General features: G+C 52.1%; 15 protein-coding genes, 1 rRNA gene and 1 riboswitch. Of the genes, 12 read left to right on the top strand and 4 right to left on the bottom strand.

From position 1 onward, the window contains the following. Positions 1-158: 158 nt before the first annotated feature. Positions 159-1307, bottom strand: a complete 1149-nt coding sequence (gene argE, locus ACQE32_RS18080) for an acetylornithine deacetylase (RefSeq protein ID WP_426982182.1) — start codon at positions 1305-1307, stop codon at positions 159-161. A gap of 177 nt (positions 1308-1484) precedes the next feature. Here argE and argC point away from each other — a divergent pair, with 177 nt between their 5' ends. The 5 genes from argC to ACQE32_RS18055 all read left to right on the top strand — a co-directional run bounded on the left by argC (position 1485) and on the right by ACQE32_RS18055 (position 6375). After that, entirely contained in the window at positions 1485-2489 is a 1005-nt protein-coding gene (gene argC, locus ACQE32_RS18075; RefSeq protein ID WP_426974958.1) for an N-acetyl-gamma-glutamyl-phosphate reductase, read from the top strand. Between the two features lie 13 nt (positions 2490-2502). Continuing rightward, positions 2503-3279: an acetylglutamate kinase gene (gene argB / locus ACQE32_RS18070; RefSeq protein ID WP_250651167.1), complete on the top strand. Its 777-nt coding sequence runs from the start codon at positions 2503-2505 to the stop codon at positions 3277-3279. Positions 3280-3304: 25 nt separating this feature from the next. After that, entirely contained in the window at positions 3305-4516 is a 1212-nt protein-coding gene (locus ACQE32_RS18065; protein ID WP_275553213.1) for an argininosuccinate synthase, read from the top strand. Between the two features lie 90 nt (positions 4517-4606). Further along, complete coding sequence (gene argH, locus ACQE32_RS18060; RefSeq protein WP_426974959.1) at positions 4607-5986, top strand: argininosuccinate lyase; 1380 nt, start codon at positions 4607-4609, stop codon at positions 5984-5986. Positions 5987-6249: 263 nt separating this feature from the next. Next, positions 6250-6375 (top strand): hypothetical protein, encoded by a 126-nt coding sequence (locus ACQE32_RS18055; RefSeq protein ID WP_426974960.1) that lies wholly within the window; start codon positions 6250-6252, stop codon positions 6373-6375. A 137-nt stretch (positions 6376-6512) separates the two neighbouring features. Here ACQE32_RS18055 and ACQE32_RS18050 read toward each other — a convergent pair whose 3' ends face one another. Then, positions 6513-7247: a redoxin family protein gene (locus tag ACQE32_RS18050; protein WP_085069397.1), complete on the bottom strand. Its 735-nt coding sequence runs from the start codon at positions 7245-7247 to the stop codon at positions 6513-6515. A gap of 140 nt (positions 7248-7387) precedes the next feature. On the opposite strand from ACQE32_RS18050, the gene oxyR reads away from it, so the two are divergent. Further along, positions 7388-8305: a DNA-binding transcriptional regulator OxyR gene (oxyR, locus tag ACQE32_RS18045; RefSeq protein WP_085069399.1), complete on the top strand. Its 918-nt coding sequence runs from the start codon at positions 7388-7390 to the stop codon at positions 8303-8305. Here oxyR and sthA read toward each other — a convergent pair. After that, on the bottom strand, positions 8288-9688 hold the full coding sequence (sthA, locus tag ACQE32_RS18040; protein ID WP_426974962.1) for a Si-specific NAD(P)(+) transhydrogenase: 1401 nt from the start codon (positions 9686-9688) through the stop codon (positions 8288-8290). The two genes, oxyR and sthA, sit on opposite strands and share 18 nt — an antisense overlap. 193 nt (positions 9689-9881) lie before the next feature. On the opposite strand from sthA, the gene fabR reads away from it, so the two are divergent. Genes fabR through ACQE32_RS18025 form a run of 3 tightly spaced genes read left to right on the top strand, consistent with a single transcriptional unit; the run spans position 9882 to position 11225 of the window. Next, positions 9882-10523 carry an HTH-type transcriptional repressor FabR gene (gene fabR, locus ACQE32_RS18035; RefSeq protein ID WP_250651161.1) on the top strand — a complete coding sequence of 214 codons (642 nt, stop codon included), beginning with the start codon at positions 9882-9884 and terminating at the stop codon, positions 10521-10523. A gap of 18 nt (positions 10524-10541) precedes the next feature. Further along, complete coding sequence (locus tag ACQE32_RS18030) at positions 10542-10889, top strand: YijD family membrane protein (protein WP_426974963.1); 348 nt, start codon at positions 10542-10544, stop codon at positions 10887-10889. 60 nt (positions 10890-10949) lie between these two features. Then, positions 10950-11225: a hypothetical protein gene (locus ACQE32_RS18025; RefSeq protein ID WP_426974964.1), complete on the top strand. Its 276-nt coding sequence runs from the start codon at positions 10950-10952 to the stop codon at positions 11223-11225. Here the strand turns inward: ACQE32_RS18025 and trmA are convergent. Next, the gene (gene trmA, locus ACQE32_RS18020) at positions 11222-12322 is read right to left on the bottom strand and encodes a tRNA (uridine(54)-C5)-methyltransferase TrmA (RefSeq protein WP_427022207.1); all 1101 of its coding nucleotides are present in this window, start codon (positions 12320-12322) and stop codon (positions 11222-11224) included. The two genes, ACQE32_RS18025 and trmA, sit on opposite strands and share 4 nt — an antisense overlap. Positions 12323-12443: 121 nt before the next feature. After that, positions 12444-12624, top strand: a riboswitch (cobalamin riboswitch). 69 nt (positions 12625-12693) lie between these two features. Here trmA and btuB point away from each other — a divergent pair. The 3 genes from btuB to ACQE32_RS18005 all read left to right on the top strand — a co-directional run. After that, positions 12694-14574 (top strand): TonB-dependent vitamin B12 receptor BtuB, encoded by a 1881-nt coding sequence (btuB, locus tag ACQE32_RS18015; RefSeq protein WP_427022206.1) that lies wholly within the window; start codon positions 12694-12696, stop codon positions 14572-14574. Continuing rightward, positions 14519-15370: a glutamate racemase gene (gene murI / locus ACQE32_RS18010; protein ID WP_085069411.1), complete on the top strand. Its 852-nt coding sequence runs from the start codon at positions 14519-14521 to the stop codon at positions 15368-15370. Before btuB ends, murI begins: the two co-directional genes overlap by 56 nt. A 328-nt stretch (positions 15371-15698) precedes the next feature. Further along, positions 15699-15777, top strand: a 16S ribosomal RNA gene (locus ACQE32_RS18005); the annotation flags it as partial.

Below are 15777 nucleotides of genomic sequence, written 5' to 3'. Positions count from 1 at the left end.
CGTCAATTGCGTAAAACGTGCCGCGTAATGCAGGTAAATGCTGGTAATTTAAGAAATTTAACGCTGACGGAGTGGGATAAGTTATTCTTATCGGCAAAGTTGAAACTTTTCAGGAGCAATTTACCGTTTTAGCAGTGAATTGCCCCAAATGATGCAAATCAGTGACAAAAATGGTTAACCATTTGCCCGATCAGCTCACGTGTCGGCTTGATAAATGCCATATCAATAAATTCATCTGGCTGATGCGCCTGATTAATCGATCCCGGTCCTAACACCAGCGTAGGACACAACTGCTGAATAAAAGGCGCTTCGGTACAGTAGTTCACGACTTCCGTTGGCGTACCAAGCAGCTTTTCCACTACCTGAACCAGCTGATGCTCACGCGGGCACTCGTAGCCCGGAATCGGCGGATGAAGTTCGGCCACTGTCAAACGGCCCGGCCAGCGCACGCTAACCGGCGCCAGCGCCTCATTCAACAGCTCGTCCAGATCGGTCAGCGTCAGTCCGGGCAGAGGACGAATATCCATATGTAATTCGCAGCAGGCACAAATACGGTTCGCTGCATCGCCGCCGTGAATATGACCAAAATTCATCGTGGGATAAGGAATGGCGAAGCCGTCATGGTGATAACGCTCTTTGAGCGTATTACGCAATTGCATCAGATGACCGATTGACTCATGCATCAGCTCAATCGCGTTAACGCCGCGAGCAGGATCGCTGGAATGGCCCGATTGCCCCTCTATGCGAATCACATTGGATAGGTGGCCTTTGTGCGCCCGCACCGGTTTCAACGAGGTCGGTTCGCCGATAATCGCGCAATCGGGGCGTAGCCTGGTGGATTCAGAAAAGTATTTAGCACCGGCCATTGTGGTTTCTTCATCCGCCGTAGCGAGAATATAGAGCGGCTTCTGAAACGTGCTGATATCGGCGTCACGAAGCGTATCAAGAATAAAGGCGAAGAAACCTTTCATATCTGCCGTGCCGAGGCCGTACAGCTTGTTGTCATGCTCTGTCAGCGTAAAAGGATCGCGCGTCCAGCGCCCATCATCGAAGGGAACCGTATCGGTATGGCCAGCCAGTAACAGGCCGCCTGTGCCTTCACCGCTTCTGGCCAGCATATTGAATTTATGCCGCGTGCCCGGCACCGGCTGGACTTCTACGCTGAAGCCTAAATCACGAAACCAGCCGGCCAGCAGAGTGATTAAACTTTCATTACTCTGATCAAGCGCGCTATCGGTAGCGCTGATCGACGGTGTGGCTATCAGCTGGCGGTAAAGTTCGATAAAAGGCGGTAATTTTGTCTTCACTGTTGACGGTCCTTGAGTTAGGATGTATCAATATTCATGCATTAATAGTGAATAAAAATACAATAACGTTCGCGGGATGGGAAATGAATTTACCCGCTGACTGACGTTAAACTTCATGGGCGCGCGGCGACACGGCTGCACACCGGATCTGAATGACTGTAAAAGGTATACAGCCTGATGTTGAATACGCTGATTGTAGGTGCCAGTGGCTATGCTGGTGTTGAGCTGGCGACCTTCCTGAATCGCCATCCCCATATGAACATAACCGCTTTAGCGGTTTCAGCGCAAAGCCCGGATGCCGGAAAGCGTCTTTCTGACCTGCACCCGCAGCTAAAAGGGATCCTTGATCTGCCGCTGGAGCCGTTGAGCGATGTGTCAGTGTGGGCCGACAAGGTGGATGTGGTGTTCCTCGCCACCGCCCATGAAGTTAGTCACGATCTGGCTCCGCAATTTCTGGCGGCAGGCTGTGTGGTGTTTGACCTCTCCGGTGCCTTCCGCGTAAACGATGGTGACTTTTATACACGCTATTACGGCTTTACTCATCAGCACGCAGCGTGGCTGGAGAAAGCGGTCTATGGCCTGGCTGAATGGCAGCATGACGCGATTAAAGAAGCGCAGCTGATTGCCGTGCCTGGCTGCTATCCCACTGCGTCGCAGCTGGCGCTTAAGCCATTAATTGAAGCAGGATTGCTGAATAATGCGCAGTGGCCGGTAATTAATGCCACCAGCGGCGTAAGCGGCGCTGGACGTAAAGCCAGCCTCAATAACAGCTTTTGTGAGGTCAGTCTGCAACCTTACGGCATCTTTAATCATCGGCATCATCCTGAAATCGTCGCGCACCTTGGCGTGCCGGTTATTTTTACGCCGCATCTCGGCAATTTCCCTCGCGGCATTCTTGCCACTATTACCTGTCGCCTGAAGCCGGGCGTCAGTCGCGAGGATATTGCCGAAGCTTTCCATAACGCCTATCAGGATAAACCGCTGGTGCGTATCTATGAGCAGGGCGTGCCGGCATTGAAATCCGTGGTGGGCCTGCCGTTCTGTGATATCGGCTTTGCCGTACAGGATGAGCATCTGATTGTGGTGGCGGCGGAAGATAACCTGCTGAAGGGCGCAGCCTCGCAGGCAGTGCAGTGTCTCAATATTCGTTTCGGTTTCCCGGAAACCCAGTCACTTATTTAAGCGGATAAATACTATGACCACTCCATTAATTATCAAACTGGGCGGCGTGCTGCTGGATAGCGAAGAAGCGCTGGCGCGTCTGTTTACGGCGCTGGTAACTTATCGGGAGGCACATCAGCGTCCTCTGCTGATCGTTCACGGCGGCGGATGTCTGGTTGATGAACTGATGAAAAAGCTGGCGCTGCCGGTGCAAAAGAAAAATGGCCTGCGCGTTACGCCCGCCGATCAGATCGACATTATCACCGGCGCGCTGGCGGGAACCGCTAATAAAACCCTACTGGCCTGGGCAAAGAAACATCATATTCAGGCGGTTGGACTTTGCCTGGGCGATGGCGGCATGGCGAATGTAGCTCAATTCGATGATGAGCTGGGCCATGTCGGTAACGCTTTGCCAGGCTCGCCGGCGTTGCTGAACACGCTGTTGCAGGCAGGGTATATGCCGGTTATCAGCTCAATCGGCATCACGGAAGAGGGTCAGTTGATGAACGTTAACGCCGATCAGGCGGCAACAGCGTTAGCGGCGACACTTGGCGCGGATCTGGTTTTGCTTTCAGATGTCAGCGGTATTCTGGATGGCAAAGGTCAGCGCATTCCTGAAATGACGGCGATGCAAGCGGAGCAGCTGATCGCTCAGGGCATTATTACCGACGGTATGATTGTGAAAGTCCATGCGGCTCTGGATGCGGCACGTACGCTGGGGCGTCCGGTCGATATCGCCAGCTGGCGTCATGCTGAGCAATTGCCCTCTCTGTTTAACGGTGTGTCTATCGGCACCCGGATCCACGCATAAAGTAAAAATATTCAAGGACTAAGACATGCAAAATCAAGGCATCAAGAAAATCGTTTTAGCTTACTCCGGTGGCCTGGATACCTCTGCCATTATTCCGTGGCTGAAAGAGAATTACGGCTGTGAAGTGGTCGCTTTTGTCGCGGACATTGGTCAGGATCGCGAAGATTTAGTCGGCGTAGAGAAGAAAGCGCTGCAGTCAGGTGCGTCAGAATGCCATATTGCCGATCTGCGTGAAGAGTTTATCCGTGATTACGTTTACCCGGTGCTGCAAACCGGCGCGCTGTATGAAGGCAGCTATCTGCTGGGCACCTCTATGGCGCGTCCGATCATTGCCAAAGCGCAGGTTGAGCTGGCGTTAAAAGTGGGTGCTGATGCTTTATGTCACGGCGCAACCGGTAAAGGTAACGATCAGGTGCGTTTTGAAACCACCTACACCGCGCTGGCTCCGCAGCTGAAAGTGGTGGCACCGTGGCGTGAGTGGAACCTGCGCTCGCGTGAAGCGCTGCTGGATTACCTGAAAGAGCGCAATATCCCGACCACCGCCTCGCTGGAAAAAATCTACAGCCGTGATGAAAACGCCTGGCATATTTCTACCGAAGGCGGCGTGCTGGAAAGCCCGTGGAACGCGCCGAATAAAGATTGCTGGGTCTGGACAGTGGATCCTCAGGAAGCGCCGGATCAGCCAGAGCAGGTAACGGTAACGGTAGAAAAAGGCCGCGTTGTGGCAGTTAACGGCGAGCAGCTGAGCCCGTTCCAGTGCCTTGATAAACTCAACGCGCTGGGCGCGAAGCACGGCGTGGGACGTATCGATATCGTGGAAAACCGTCTGGTAGGCATCAAATCCCGCGGCTGCTATGAAACGCCTGGCGGCACCATTATGGTCAATGCGCTGCGTGCCGTAGAGCAGCTGGTACTGGATCGCGATAGCTTTAAATGGCGCGAGCAGTTAGGCCTGGAGATGTCATATGTGGTTTATGACGGGCGCTGGTTCGCTCCGCTGCGTAAATCCTTACAGGCTGCCGCTGAGTCACTGGCTACCGAAGTCAACGGCGAAGTTGTGTTGCAGCTCTATAAAGGTCAGGTAACGGCGATTCAGAAAAAATCGGCAAACAGCCTCTATTCTGAAGAGTTCGCAACCTTTGGCGAAGATGAAGTTTACGATCACAGCCATGCGGGCGGCTTTATCCGTCTGTTCTCTCTCTCTTCACGCATTCGGGCGCTGAACGAGAAGAAATAACCGGGACGGCAACGGGCGGCAGGCGTTGAAGCCGCCCTGATAACAAGCCAGGCTGAGCCTTGCGCGCAACAGATTTCAGGAGCATTCAAGATGGCACTATGGGGTGGACGGTTTACACAGGCGGCGGATGGACGGTTTAAGCAGTTCAATGATTCGTTGCGCTTTGATTATCGACTGGCAGAACAGGATATTATCGGTTCTGTCGCCTGGTCAAAAGCCTTGGTGACCGTTAGCGTATTAACTCAGGATGAGCAGCAGCAGCTGGAAGTTGCGCTGAATACGCTGCTGGAAGAAGTTCGTGCTAATCCACAGCAGATTCTGCAAAGCGACGCTGAGGATATCCATAGCTGGGTTGAAGGCCGTCTGATTGAAAAAGTGGGCGCGTTGGGCAAAAAGCTGCATACCGGGCGTAGCCGTAACGATCAGGTTGCGACCGATTTAAAGCTCTGGTGCAAAGAGCAGGTTTTGCTGCTGCTGAGCGCGGTGCGCGAACTGCAACGGGCATTAGTGGATACCGCAGAAGCCAATCAGGATGCAGTTATGCCAGGCTATACCCACCTGCAGCGCGCGCAGCCGGTGACTTTCGCGCACTGGTGTCTGGCCTATGTTGAAATGCTGGCGCGTGATGAGAGCCGCCTGCAGGATACGCTGAAACGCCTGGATGTCAGCCCGCTGGGTAGCGGTGCGTTGGCTGGAACCGCATATGAAATCGATCGCGAGCAGTTGGCCGAATGGCTGGGCTTTGCCTGTGCCACACGTAATAGCCTGGACAGCGTTTCCGATCGTGATCATGCGCTGGAACTGCTTTCCGATGCGGCGATCGGCATGGTGCATCTGTCGCGCTTTGCCGAAGATCTGATCTTTTTTAATACCGGTGAAGCCAACTTTGTTGAGTTATCCGATCGCGTGACATCCGGCTCTTCACTGATGCCGCAAAAGAAAAATCCTGATGCGCTGGAGCTGATCCGGGGCAAGTGTGGTCGGGTGCAGGGTGCGCTGACCGGCATGATGATGACGCTGAAAGGGTTGCCGCTGGCCTACAACAAAGATATGCAGGAAGACAAAGAAGGGCTGTTTGACGCGCTTGATACCTGGCTTGATTGTCTGCATATGTCGGTGCTGGTGCTGGATGGCATTCAGGTAAAACGTCCACGCTGCCAGGAAGCGGCAGAGCAGGGCTATGCTAATGCGACCGAACTGGCGGACTATCTGGTGGCGAAAGGCATCCCGTTCCGCGAAGCGCATCATATTGTGGGTGAAGCGGTGGTGGCGGCAATCGGCCAGGGCGTGGCGCTGGAAGCGTTAACGCTGGCACAGCTTCAGCAGTTTAGTCCGCAAATCGAACAGGATGTTTACCCAATTCTTTCGCTTCAGTCCTGCCTGGATAAGCGTAATGCCAAAGGTGGCGTGGCACCACAACAGGTTGCCAACGCGATAGCTGAGGCAAAGGCAAGACTCAGCGATCGGTAATTTACCGGTAACCGAACAATAAACTGATCGGAATAATGTGTTTTGATAAAAGATTCAGCCACAAAACAACGCCTGTTTTGTGGCTGATAAAATGTAAAAGCGCGCTGTTGATTTAACAACCAATGTTGACCACTCCTCTTCCGTGCCTCGCTATATCACTCCTTCATTTCCTTTTTTAACCCTCCGCATAAACATCCTTCGCCAGCATATTGTGTCATGCGGCTAAATTTATATGCCGGATAAGTCATACGGTATTAGGCGCTATGGCGGGAGCGGTTGCAGGACCTTTCGTTGGCTATCAGCCAGGCCTGATCGTGGCGGAAGACATTATTGATAATCTGATGGAAGGCAAATCGGGTAGTCTGAAAATATTAATCTACTTTAAATGAAATATTCGTCCGGTTACTGATATATCAAAAAAAGGCGGGCATACTAGCCCGCCAACCTCTGACTTCAGATACTTTTTTGTTATGGGCACATCTGAAAACCGACCAGGGTAACGGAGCCGGTTTCCGGATTCTCAGTCTCAGGCAAAGTGGAAAAATTTCTCCAGGTCATCGCTGCCGCCGATATGACGTCCACCGATAAAGACCTGTGGTACCGTTGCACGACCGGTCATCGCACGCAGGCTAACGGTGGTAGCATCTTGTCCAAGAACGATTTCTTCATATTGAATGCCACGATCGAGCAGCATCTGCTTCGCTTTGGTACAGAACGGGCAGCCGGGTTTGGTAAACAACGAGACAGACTCCTGCACTTTGAATTCTGGCGCCAGGTAACGCAGCATGGTATCAGCGTCGGAAACTTCAAACGGGTCACCCGGTTTATTCGGCTCCACAAACATTTTAGCCACTACGCCGTCACGAACCAGCATTGAGTAACGCCATGAGCGCGGACCGAAACCTAAGTCAGCTTTCTCAACCAGCATCTCCATGCCACGCGTAAATTCGCCGTTGCCGTCCGGAATAAAGGTAATGTTTTCGGCATGCTGATCGGCTTTCCAGGCGTTCATCACAAAGGTGTCATTAACTGAAACGCACAAAATGCTGTCAACGCCATGCTGAGCGAAGACGCCTGCCAGTTCATTGTAACGCGGTAAATGGCTGGAAGAGCAGGTTGGCGTAAACGCGCCCGGCAGTGAAAATACGATTACGGTTTTGCCCTTAAACAGCTCGTCAGTTGTAACATCGACCCAGCTATCGCCCTGACGCGTATGAAAAGTTACCTGTGGGACGCGTTTACCTTCCTGACTTGCAAACATAAGAATCAATACCTCTTAATTAGCGTTGCGCTTGATGTGTTTAGCTTCTGGTGTGCATTATTCCCATCTACCCTTGATAGGGCTAATCGTTCATTGCTATTCTATTCATTGCCACGGGCTATCGTGGCTCGGAGGATAAAATGAATATTCGTGATCTTGAATACCTTGTCTCTTTGGCTGAACACCGCCACTTTCGTCGCGCTGCCGACGCCTGCCACGTTAGTCAGCCTACCTTAAGCGGTCAGATCCGTAAGCTGGAAGATGAGCTTGGTGTCATGCTGCTGGAGCGCACCAGTCGTAAGGTGCTGTTTACCCAGGCGGGTCTGCTGCTGGTGGATCAGGCGCGCACCGTTTTGCGTGAAGTCAAAGTGCTGAAAGAGATGGCCAGCCAGCAGGGCGAAGCGATGTCCGGTCCGCTGCATATTGGCTTAATCCCAACGGTGGGGCCTTATCTGCTGCCGCATATTATTCCTCAGCTGCATCAAAGTTTTCCCAAGCTGGAAATGTATTTGCACGAAGCGCAAACGCAGCAGCTGTTAAGCCAGCTGGATAGCGGGAAGCTCGACTGCGCAATCATCGCGCTGGTAAAAGAGAGCGAAGCCTTTATCGAAGTGCCGCTGTTTGATGAGCCAATGAAACTGGCGATCTGGCAGGATCATCCGTGGAAAGATCGCGATCGTGTGCCGATGTCCGATCTTGCTGGTGAGAAACTGCTGATGCTCGAAGATGGTCACTGCTTGCGCGATCAGGCGATGGGTTTCTGCTTCCAGGCGGGCGCTGATGAAGATACGCACTTCCGTGCTACCAGTCTTGAAACGCTGCGCAATATGGTTGCGGCAGGAAGCGGCATTACTCTGCTGCCTGCGCTGGCGGTTCCTCAGGATCGCACCCGCGACGGCATAACCTACGTTTCCTGCTATAAGCCGGTGCCGCAGCGTACTATCGCTCTGGTTTACCGCCCGGGATCGCCTCTGCGCAGCCGCTATGAGCAACTGGCCGAGGCTATCCGTAGCCAAATGCAGAACTATATGGAAACCACGTTAAAACAGGCGGTTTAAGCCGTTTAGCGCGGCAACGCGGTATGCTTCCGCCATCGTAGGGTAGTTAAAGGTGGTATTCACGAAGTATTCAATCGTGTTGCCACCATTTTTTTGCTCCATGATCGCCTGGCCAATATGAATAATCTCGGCCGCACGTTCGCCAAAGCAATGAATACCCAGGATCTCTTTGGTATCACGGTGGAACAGGATTTTCAGGCTGCCAACGTTCATCCCGACAATCTGCGCGCGCGCCAGGTGCTTAAACTGTGCCCGGCCCACTTCATACGGCACCTTCATCGCCGTCAGCTGCTGTTCGGTTTTCCCTACTGAGCTGATTTCCGGGATGGTATAGATGCCAGTCGGAATATCTTCAATCAGATGCGCCGTCGCTTCACCTTTTATCACGGCCTGAGCGGCAATCCGTCCCTGATCGTACGCGGCGGAAGCCAGGCTTGGATAGCCAATGACATCGCCTACCGCATAGATATGCGGCTGTGCCGTCTGGTACATGCTGTTAACTTTTAGCAGACCACGTCCATCCGCTTCCAGCCCAACGTTTTCCAGCGACAAAGAGTCTGTATTGCCCGTGCGTCCGTTCGCATAGAGCAGGCAGTCTGCTTTGACTTTTTTACCTGACTTCAGGTGAATTACCACGCCATCGTTAACGCCTTCGATCTTCTCGAACTCTTCGTTATGACGAATAACCACGCCGCTGTTCCAGAAATGGTAAGAAAGCGCATCGGACATCTCCTGATCCAGGAAAGCCAACAGGCGGTCGCGCGTATTGATCAGATCCACTTTCACATTCAGGCCACGGAAAATAGAAGCGTATTCGCAGCCAATCACACCTGCGCCATAGATAATGACATGGCCCGGTTCATGATTAAGGTTAAGGATGGAGTCGGAGTCATAAATGCGCGGGTGGGTAAAATCAACGTCAATCGGATGATAAGGGCGTGAACCGCAGGCAATGACGAACTTCTCTGCTGTCAGCCGCTCAACGGAACCATCAGGTCGGGTTAACGCAATGGTATTCATGTCAATGAAACGGGCGTCGCCCTGATGAAGCTCACAGCGGTTACGCTCATAGAAGCCCTGACGCATACGGGTCTGCTGGCTAATGACGTTTTCTGTATGATTCAGAATATCGGCGAATGAAGAGCGAAGATGACGGGAGTGATCGCTGTATAAAGGGTTTTGGTTAAACTCGATGGTACGGCTTACTGCATGTCGTAATGCTTTAGACGGTATCGTCCCCCAATGTGTGCAGCCGCCGCCTATATTGTGATAGCGCTCAATTACCGCGATATGGGCCCCTTGTTTCACCAGGCCCATTGCGGCGCCTTCACCGCCCGGACCGGAGCCAATCACAATAACATCGTAATCGTAAGCATGTTGCATACCGGCACTTCCTTTATTTTATATACATTTTAGCAACGAGATTCTAACATCCCGGCGCGTACATCCCAATTCCCTGAATGATTTTAGCCTCAATTAGCTAAATAAAGAGGTTAACAGTCGGTCACAAACTTTGACGGACTGTATGCTGAGTAATTTGTTATAGTGGGCTTCCGGCAGGCTAACAGGCAGAAAAATGGGCGTTAGAGCACAGCAAAAAGAACGTACACGACGTTCGCTAATTGAAGCGGCATTCAGTCAATTAAGTGCCGAGCGTAGTTTTGCCAGCCTGAGTCTGCGGGAAGTTGCTCGTGAAGCCGGAATTGCCCCAACCTCCTTTTACCGCCATTTTCGCGATGTCGATGAGCTGGGATTGACCATGGTTGATGAAAGCGGACTGATGTTAAGACAGTTAATGCGTCAGGCGCGCCAGCGTATTGCCAAAGGCGGCAGCGTGATCAAAACCTCCGTCGCCACCTTTATGGAATTTATCGACAGTAATCCCAATGCGTTTCGTCTGCTGCTGCGGGAACGCTCCGGCACTTCTGCCGCCTTTCGTGCCGCCGTTGCACGTGAAATTCAGCACTTTATTGCCGAACTGGCGGATTACCTTGAATTAGAAAATCGTATGCCGCGTAGCTTTACCGAAGCGCAGGCGGAAGCGATGGTCATTATCGTTTTTAACGCGGGCGCCGAGGCGCTGGATGTTGATGTTGAACAACGACGCAAGCTGGAAGAGCGGCTGGTTTTACAATTGCGCATGATTTCTAAAGGCGCCTACTACTGGTATCGTCGGGAACAAGAGCGCATGGCCGTTACGCTTGATAACCATAACTAAATATAAAAAGGAGAGGACATGACAGATAAAAATCCACGCGATAAAGGAACCTTGCTGTTGGCGTTTATTACTGGCCTGACGATCAATGGCTCTTTTTCAGTGCTTTTTAATTCTTTCGTGCCGTTTTCGATTTTTCCGCTTATCGCGCTGGGTCTTGCAGCCTGGTGCCTGCATCAACGCTATCTTAATCGCGCCATGCCGGAAGGGATGCCTTCGCTTGCCGCGGCCTTTTTCCTGCTGGGTATTCTGCTGTATAGCGCGACTGTACGTGCCGACTACCCGGAAATCGGCTCTAATTTTCTGCCCGTCGTATTAATGGTGGCGCTGATTTTCTGGATTGGCACCAGGCTGCGCCGCCGACGTTAAGATGCCTGGCGCAGTCAGGGCGACTGCGCCAAATCCATAAAGTTTACAAGGAGGTAGTGCATGAATAAACATGGCTTTTCAGCCGCCCTAATGCTGGTACTTTGCGTCAGCTGCAGCGATTATCAGGGCAGCAGCTGGACACCGGGCGAGGCTATTTACCCGGCTTCATCCCAGGGACGCATCCATGGCGATGAACGCAGCCCGTCACAGAGATACAACGACTGCCTTTCCGCCAGCAAGAAAGCGGACAGCAAAGCCGAGCGCAGCCGTTGTACCGAACGTTCGCAGCATCCCGATCCTGATTATGTGGGCGTTACTGTCCCGCTGCATTTTTAACGTTGCGTGAGCAGTACGCCGCATTCCATATGATGGGTATAGGGGAACTGATCGAACAGCGCCAGACGCATAATATCGTGCGTCTGCGATAGCGTTTCCAGGTTGGCGCACAGTGTTTGCGGGTTGCAGGAAATATAGAGAATCTGTGGATAGCCCTGCACCAGTTTTACCGTCTCCTCATCCAGGCCGCTGCGCGGCGGATCCACAAAAATGGTTTCGCACTGATACGCCTGAAGGTCAATGCCCTGCAGACGGTTAAAGGTGCGAACGCCATTCATCGCCTGAGTAAATTCCTCTGCCGACATGCGAATAATCTGCACATTATCGATCTGGTTCGCCGCGATATTATATTGAGCGGCCGCTACGGAAGGTTTGGCGATTTCCGTTGCCAGTACGCGACGGAAATTACGGGCCAGCGCCAGAGAAAAGTTGCCGTTGCCGCAATAGAGTTCCAGCAGATCGCCGGTAGCGCCTTTTGTCACATCCAGCGCCCATTCCAGCATTTGAATATTCATTGCTGCGTTAGGCTGAGTAAAACTGTTCTCAATCTGACGGTAAATCATTTCGCGGCCGGCTACCGGCAAGCGCTCATCGACATAATCGCGGTCAAGAGAGATTTTGGTTTTTGTCGCCCGGCCAATAAGCTGTAAGTCAAAGCCCTGGGCCCGCAGATCATCACGCAGCGCTTCTGCCGCCTGCTGCCAAATATCATCCAGCTTGCGGTGGTAAAGCAGTGATACCACCACCTGACCGCTCATGGTCGAAAGGTAATCGATCTGGAAAAGCTTGCGGCGTAGCGCATCGTTACGGCGGATCGCGGCGATCATCAACGGCATAAGTTGATTAATCAGTTCACTTGCGGCCGGAAATTGATCGACACGAATACGATCGCGCGTCTGCTGATCAAACATGATGTGGTAAAGGTCGTCACCCTCATGCCAGATACGAAATTCGGCGCGCATACGATAGTGGCTGACCGGCGAGCGGTAGACCTCAACGGCAGGCGCAGAAAACGGTGCCATCATGTTTTGCAGGCGCGTCATTTTCTCCGCGAGCTGGGTTTCATACTGGTCGACAGGCAGTTTTTCGGGCGTCATGGCTTTTCCTGATTGAATGGCAAACTTGCCGGGCGATTGTAGGGATTCACCAGGTGATGTCCAGTGCTGTGATCGTCTCTGTTATGGCGGGCCAGAAGTCTGGACTTCCATAATCCTCAATTGTAGACTGCGCGAGCCGGCCTCCTGCTGAGTTAAAAGGGAATCCAGTGAAATTCTGGAGCTGACGCGCAGCGGTAAGGAATGTCGTGGCGATTGCTAACGCAGACACTGTCTTTTGATGGGAAGTCTTCGCCATTTAATCGATTCCAAGCCCGAAGACCTGCCGGCAACACGTCGCACTTTACGGCTATCGCGTACTATTGGCCGTATGCATGCGGCATCCTGCTGTGTTTTTTGGATGCTTGAAACCGATGATTATAATGAAAAAAACGCCGTTGGCACTGGCTGTCGCGGCGGTTTCCCTCTGGGCGCAATCCGGCATTGCCGCAAACAGTGATGAGGCTATGACAGTGACGGCAAATCGTTACGCTCAGCCTGTCTCTTCCGTGCTGGCTCCAACGACCGTTGTCACTCGCGAAGATATCGATCGCTGGCAGGCGAAAAGCCTGGTCGATGTTATGCGGCGTTTGCCCGGCGTCGATACTGCGGTAAGCGGCGGCATGGGACAACTCAGCTCGCTGTTTATTCGTGGCTCCGAGTCAAGGCATGTACTGATTCTGATTGACGGCGTGCGGCTGAATCAGGCAGGTATCAGCGGCTCATCCGATTTAAGTCAAATTCCGCTTTCGCTGGTGCAAAGGATAGAATATATCCGTGGTGCGCGGTCTGCTGTATATGGTTCTGATGCTATCGGCGGCGTTCTCAATATCATTACCGGACGCGCGCAGCCGGGTACGACCTTAACCGCTGGCATGGGATCTAACGGTTACCAATCCTATGATGGCACAACGCAACAGATGCTGGGCGAGGCCACTAAATTAACCCTGGCGGGCGATTACACTTATACCAAAGGATATGATGTTAAAGCGGGATTCCCAAGCGCCAGTGGTCCGGCGCAGCCAGACCGCGATGGTTTTATGAGTAAAACGCTTTATGGCTCGTTAGAACATCAGTTTGACGAGCGGTTTAGTGGTTTTGTACGTGGTTATGGTTTCGATAACCGTACTGATATTGATGCCTCATATACCTACGACAACTATCAGTTTGTTCCCGGCGTATTGCTGGATACGCGTCAGCTCTATAGTCGAACCTGGGATGGTGGCTTGCGTTTTCACGACGGCATCTATTCTACTCAACTGATCGCAAGCTACAGTCATAGTAAAGATTATTATTATGACCGGCGTATTGGCCGTTATAGCGCTCACGACACGCTGGATGATCTTGAACAATATAACCTGCAGTGGGGCAATACTTTCCAGGTAGGTAATGGTGCAATAAGCACAGGCATCGACTGGCAAAAAGAGACTACCGAACCCGGCACTAACTATTTAAATGAGGGTTATGAACAGCGCAACACCGGTATCTATATTACCGGTCAGCAGCAGGTGGGAAGCGTGACGCTGGAAGGCGCGTTGCGCGGCGATGATAACAACCAGTTTGGCTGGCATAGCACCTGGCAAACTGCCGCCGGCTGGGAGTTCGTGGAAGGATATCGCCTTTTCGCTTCTTACGGTACAGCGTTTAAAGCCCCGGGTCTGTCGCAGGTTTACAGCCCTAATTATGGCAATCGTGAGCTTAATCCAGAAGAAAGCAAGCAGTGGGAAGGGGGCGTAGAAGGATTAACCGGGCCGGTAAACTGGCGTCTTTCCGCCTGGCGCAACGATGTTGATAATTTGATTAGCAGCGATCCTACGACTTTTCGTTACTACAATATTGGCAAAGCGCGTATTAAAGGCGTCGAAGCTACCGCGCAATTTGATACCGGGCCATTCAGTCATCAGGTATCGTATGATTATGTTGATCCGCGCAACAGCGAAACCGATCAGATACTGCTACGCCGCGCCAAACAACAGGTCAAATACCAGCTGGACTGGACGCTGCATCAGTTTGACTGGTCTTTAACCTGGCACTATTTAGGCCAACGCTACGATCAGGACTTTAATAGCTATCCCTCTCGTCGGATAAAAATGGGCGGTGTCAGCCTCTGGGATGTTGCCGTCTCTTATCCGCTCACCTCTCGCCTGACGGTTCGTGGTAGAATTGCCAACCTGTTCGATAAAGATTATGAGACAGTGTATGGCTATCCAACTGCAGGACGAGAGTACTACCTCAGCGGAATCTACAGCTTCTAATCTGCGGCCTACCGTGCTGGTGTTTGATTCCGGCGTCGGTGGGCTTTCTGTCTATGATGAGGTCCGGCAACTGCTGCCGGATCTGCATTACCTTTACGCTTTTGATAATGTCGCTTTTCCGTATGGTGAGAAATCGGAAGAGTTTATCGTCGATCGCGTAGTGGCTATCGTGGAAGCAGTAACGCGACGCTATCCATTATCTATGGTGATTGTGGCCTGCAATACTGCCAGCACCGTTTCACTGCCTGCATTACGTGCGCATTTCGCCTTTCCGGTTGTCGGCGTCGTACCTGCCATCAAGCCTGCCGCCCGGCTAACCCGAAACGGTATTGTTGGGCTGTTGGCTACGCGTGCAACAGTACGCCGTTCTTATACGCGCGAGCTGGTTGCGCAGTTTGCCAGCGAGTGTAAAACCGAGATGCTGGGTTCAGCGGAGCTGGTGGAACTGGCAGAGATGAAACTCCACGGGCAAACCATCCCTCTTGAAACTATTCGTCGGATTTTACAGCCCTGGCTGCGTATGTCTGAACCGCCCGATACCGTTGTGCTGGGATGTACCCACTTTCCTTTGTTAGCGGAAGAGCTTCAGGCGGTATTACCTGAAGGCACTCGACTGATTGATTCAGGGGCGGCTATTGCACGGCGTACCGTATGGCTGCTTGAGCATGAAGCGCCAAACGCCTGCTCTTCAGATGCCAATCTGGCTTTTTGTATGGAAATGAAGCCGGAAACAGTACAATTAACACCCGTTTTACAGCGTTATGGCTTCGAAAAGCTGGAAAAACTCGCACTTTGATGAAAAAAACAACATCTGAATTTATTTTTGAAATTAGTACTTGTCAGGCAAAAAGAACTCCCTATAATGCGCCTCCACTGACACGGAACAACGACTTCTTAGTCGGCCTTGTCAGGAAGGGAAAAGAAAATAAACTCTTGACTCTTCAGCGGGAAAGCGTAGTATACGCAGCCCGCGCCACTGAAGAATGTGGCGCCGCTCTTTAACAATTTATCAGACAATCTGTGTGGGCACTCACGGACGGGATATCGCAAAAACTATTGCAGTATCAAGTCTCAGAGTGAACACGTAATTCATTACGACGTTTTTCTTTGAGCATCAGACTTTTAAATTGAAGAGTTTGATCATGGCTCAGATTGAACGCTGGCGGCAGGCCTAACACATGCAAGTCGAACGGTAACAGGGAG

Origin of the sequence: Pantoea sp. FN0302 (assembly GCF_050113775.1) — a bacterium.
GTDB classification, from domain to species: Bacteria; Pseudomonadota; Gammaproteobacteria; order Enterobacterales; family Enterobacteriaceae; genus Mixta; species Mixta alhagi.
The sequence above is the reverse complement of the archived record's forward strand: the minus strand, read 5'-3'. Positions and strand labels throughout refer to the sequence as shown.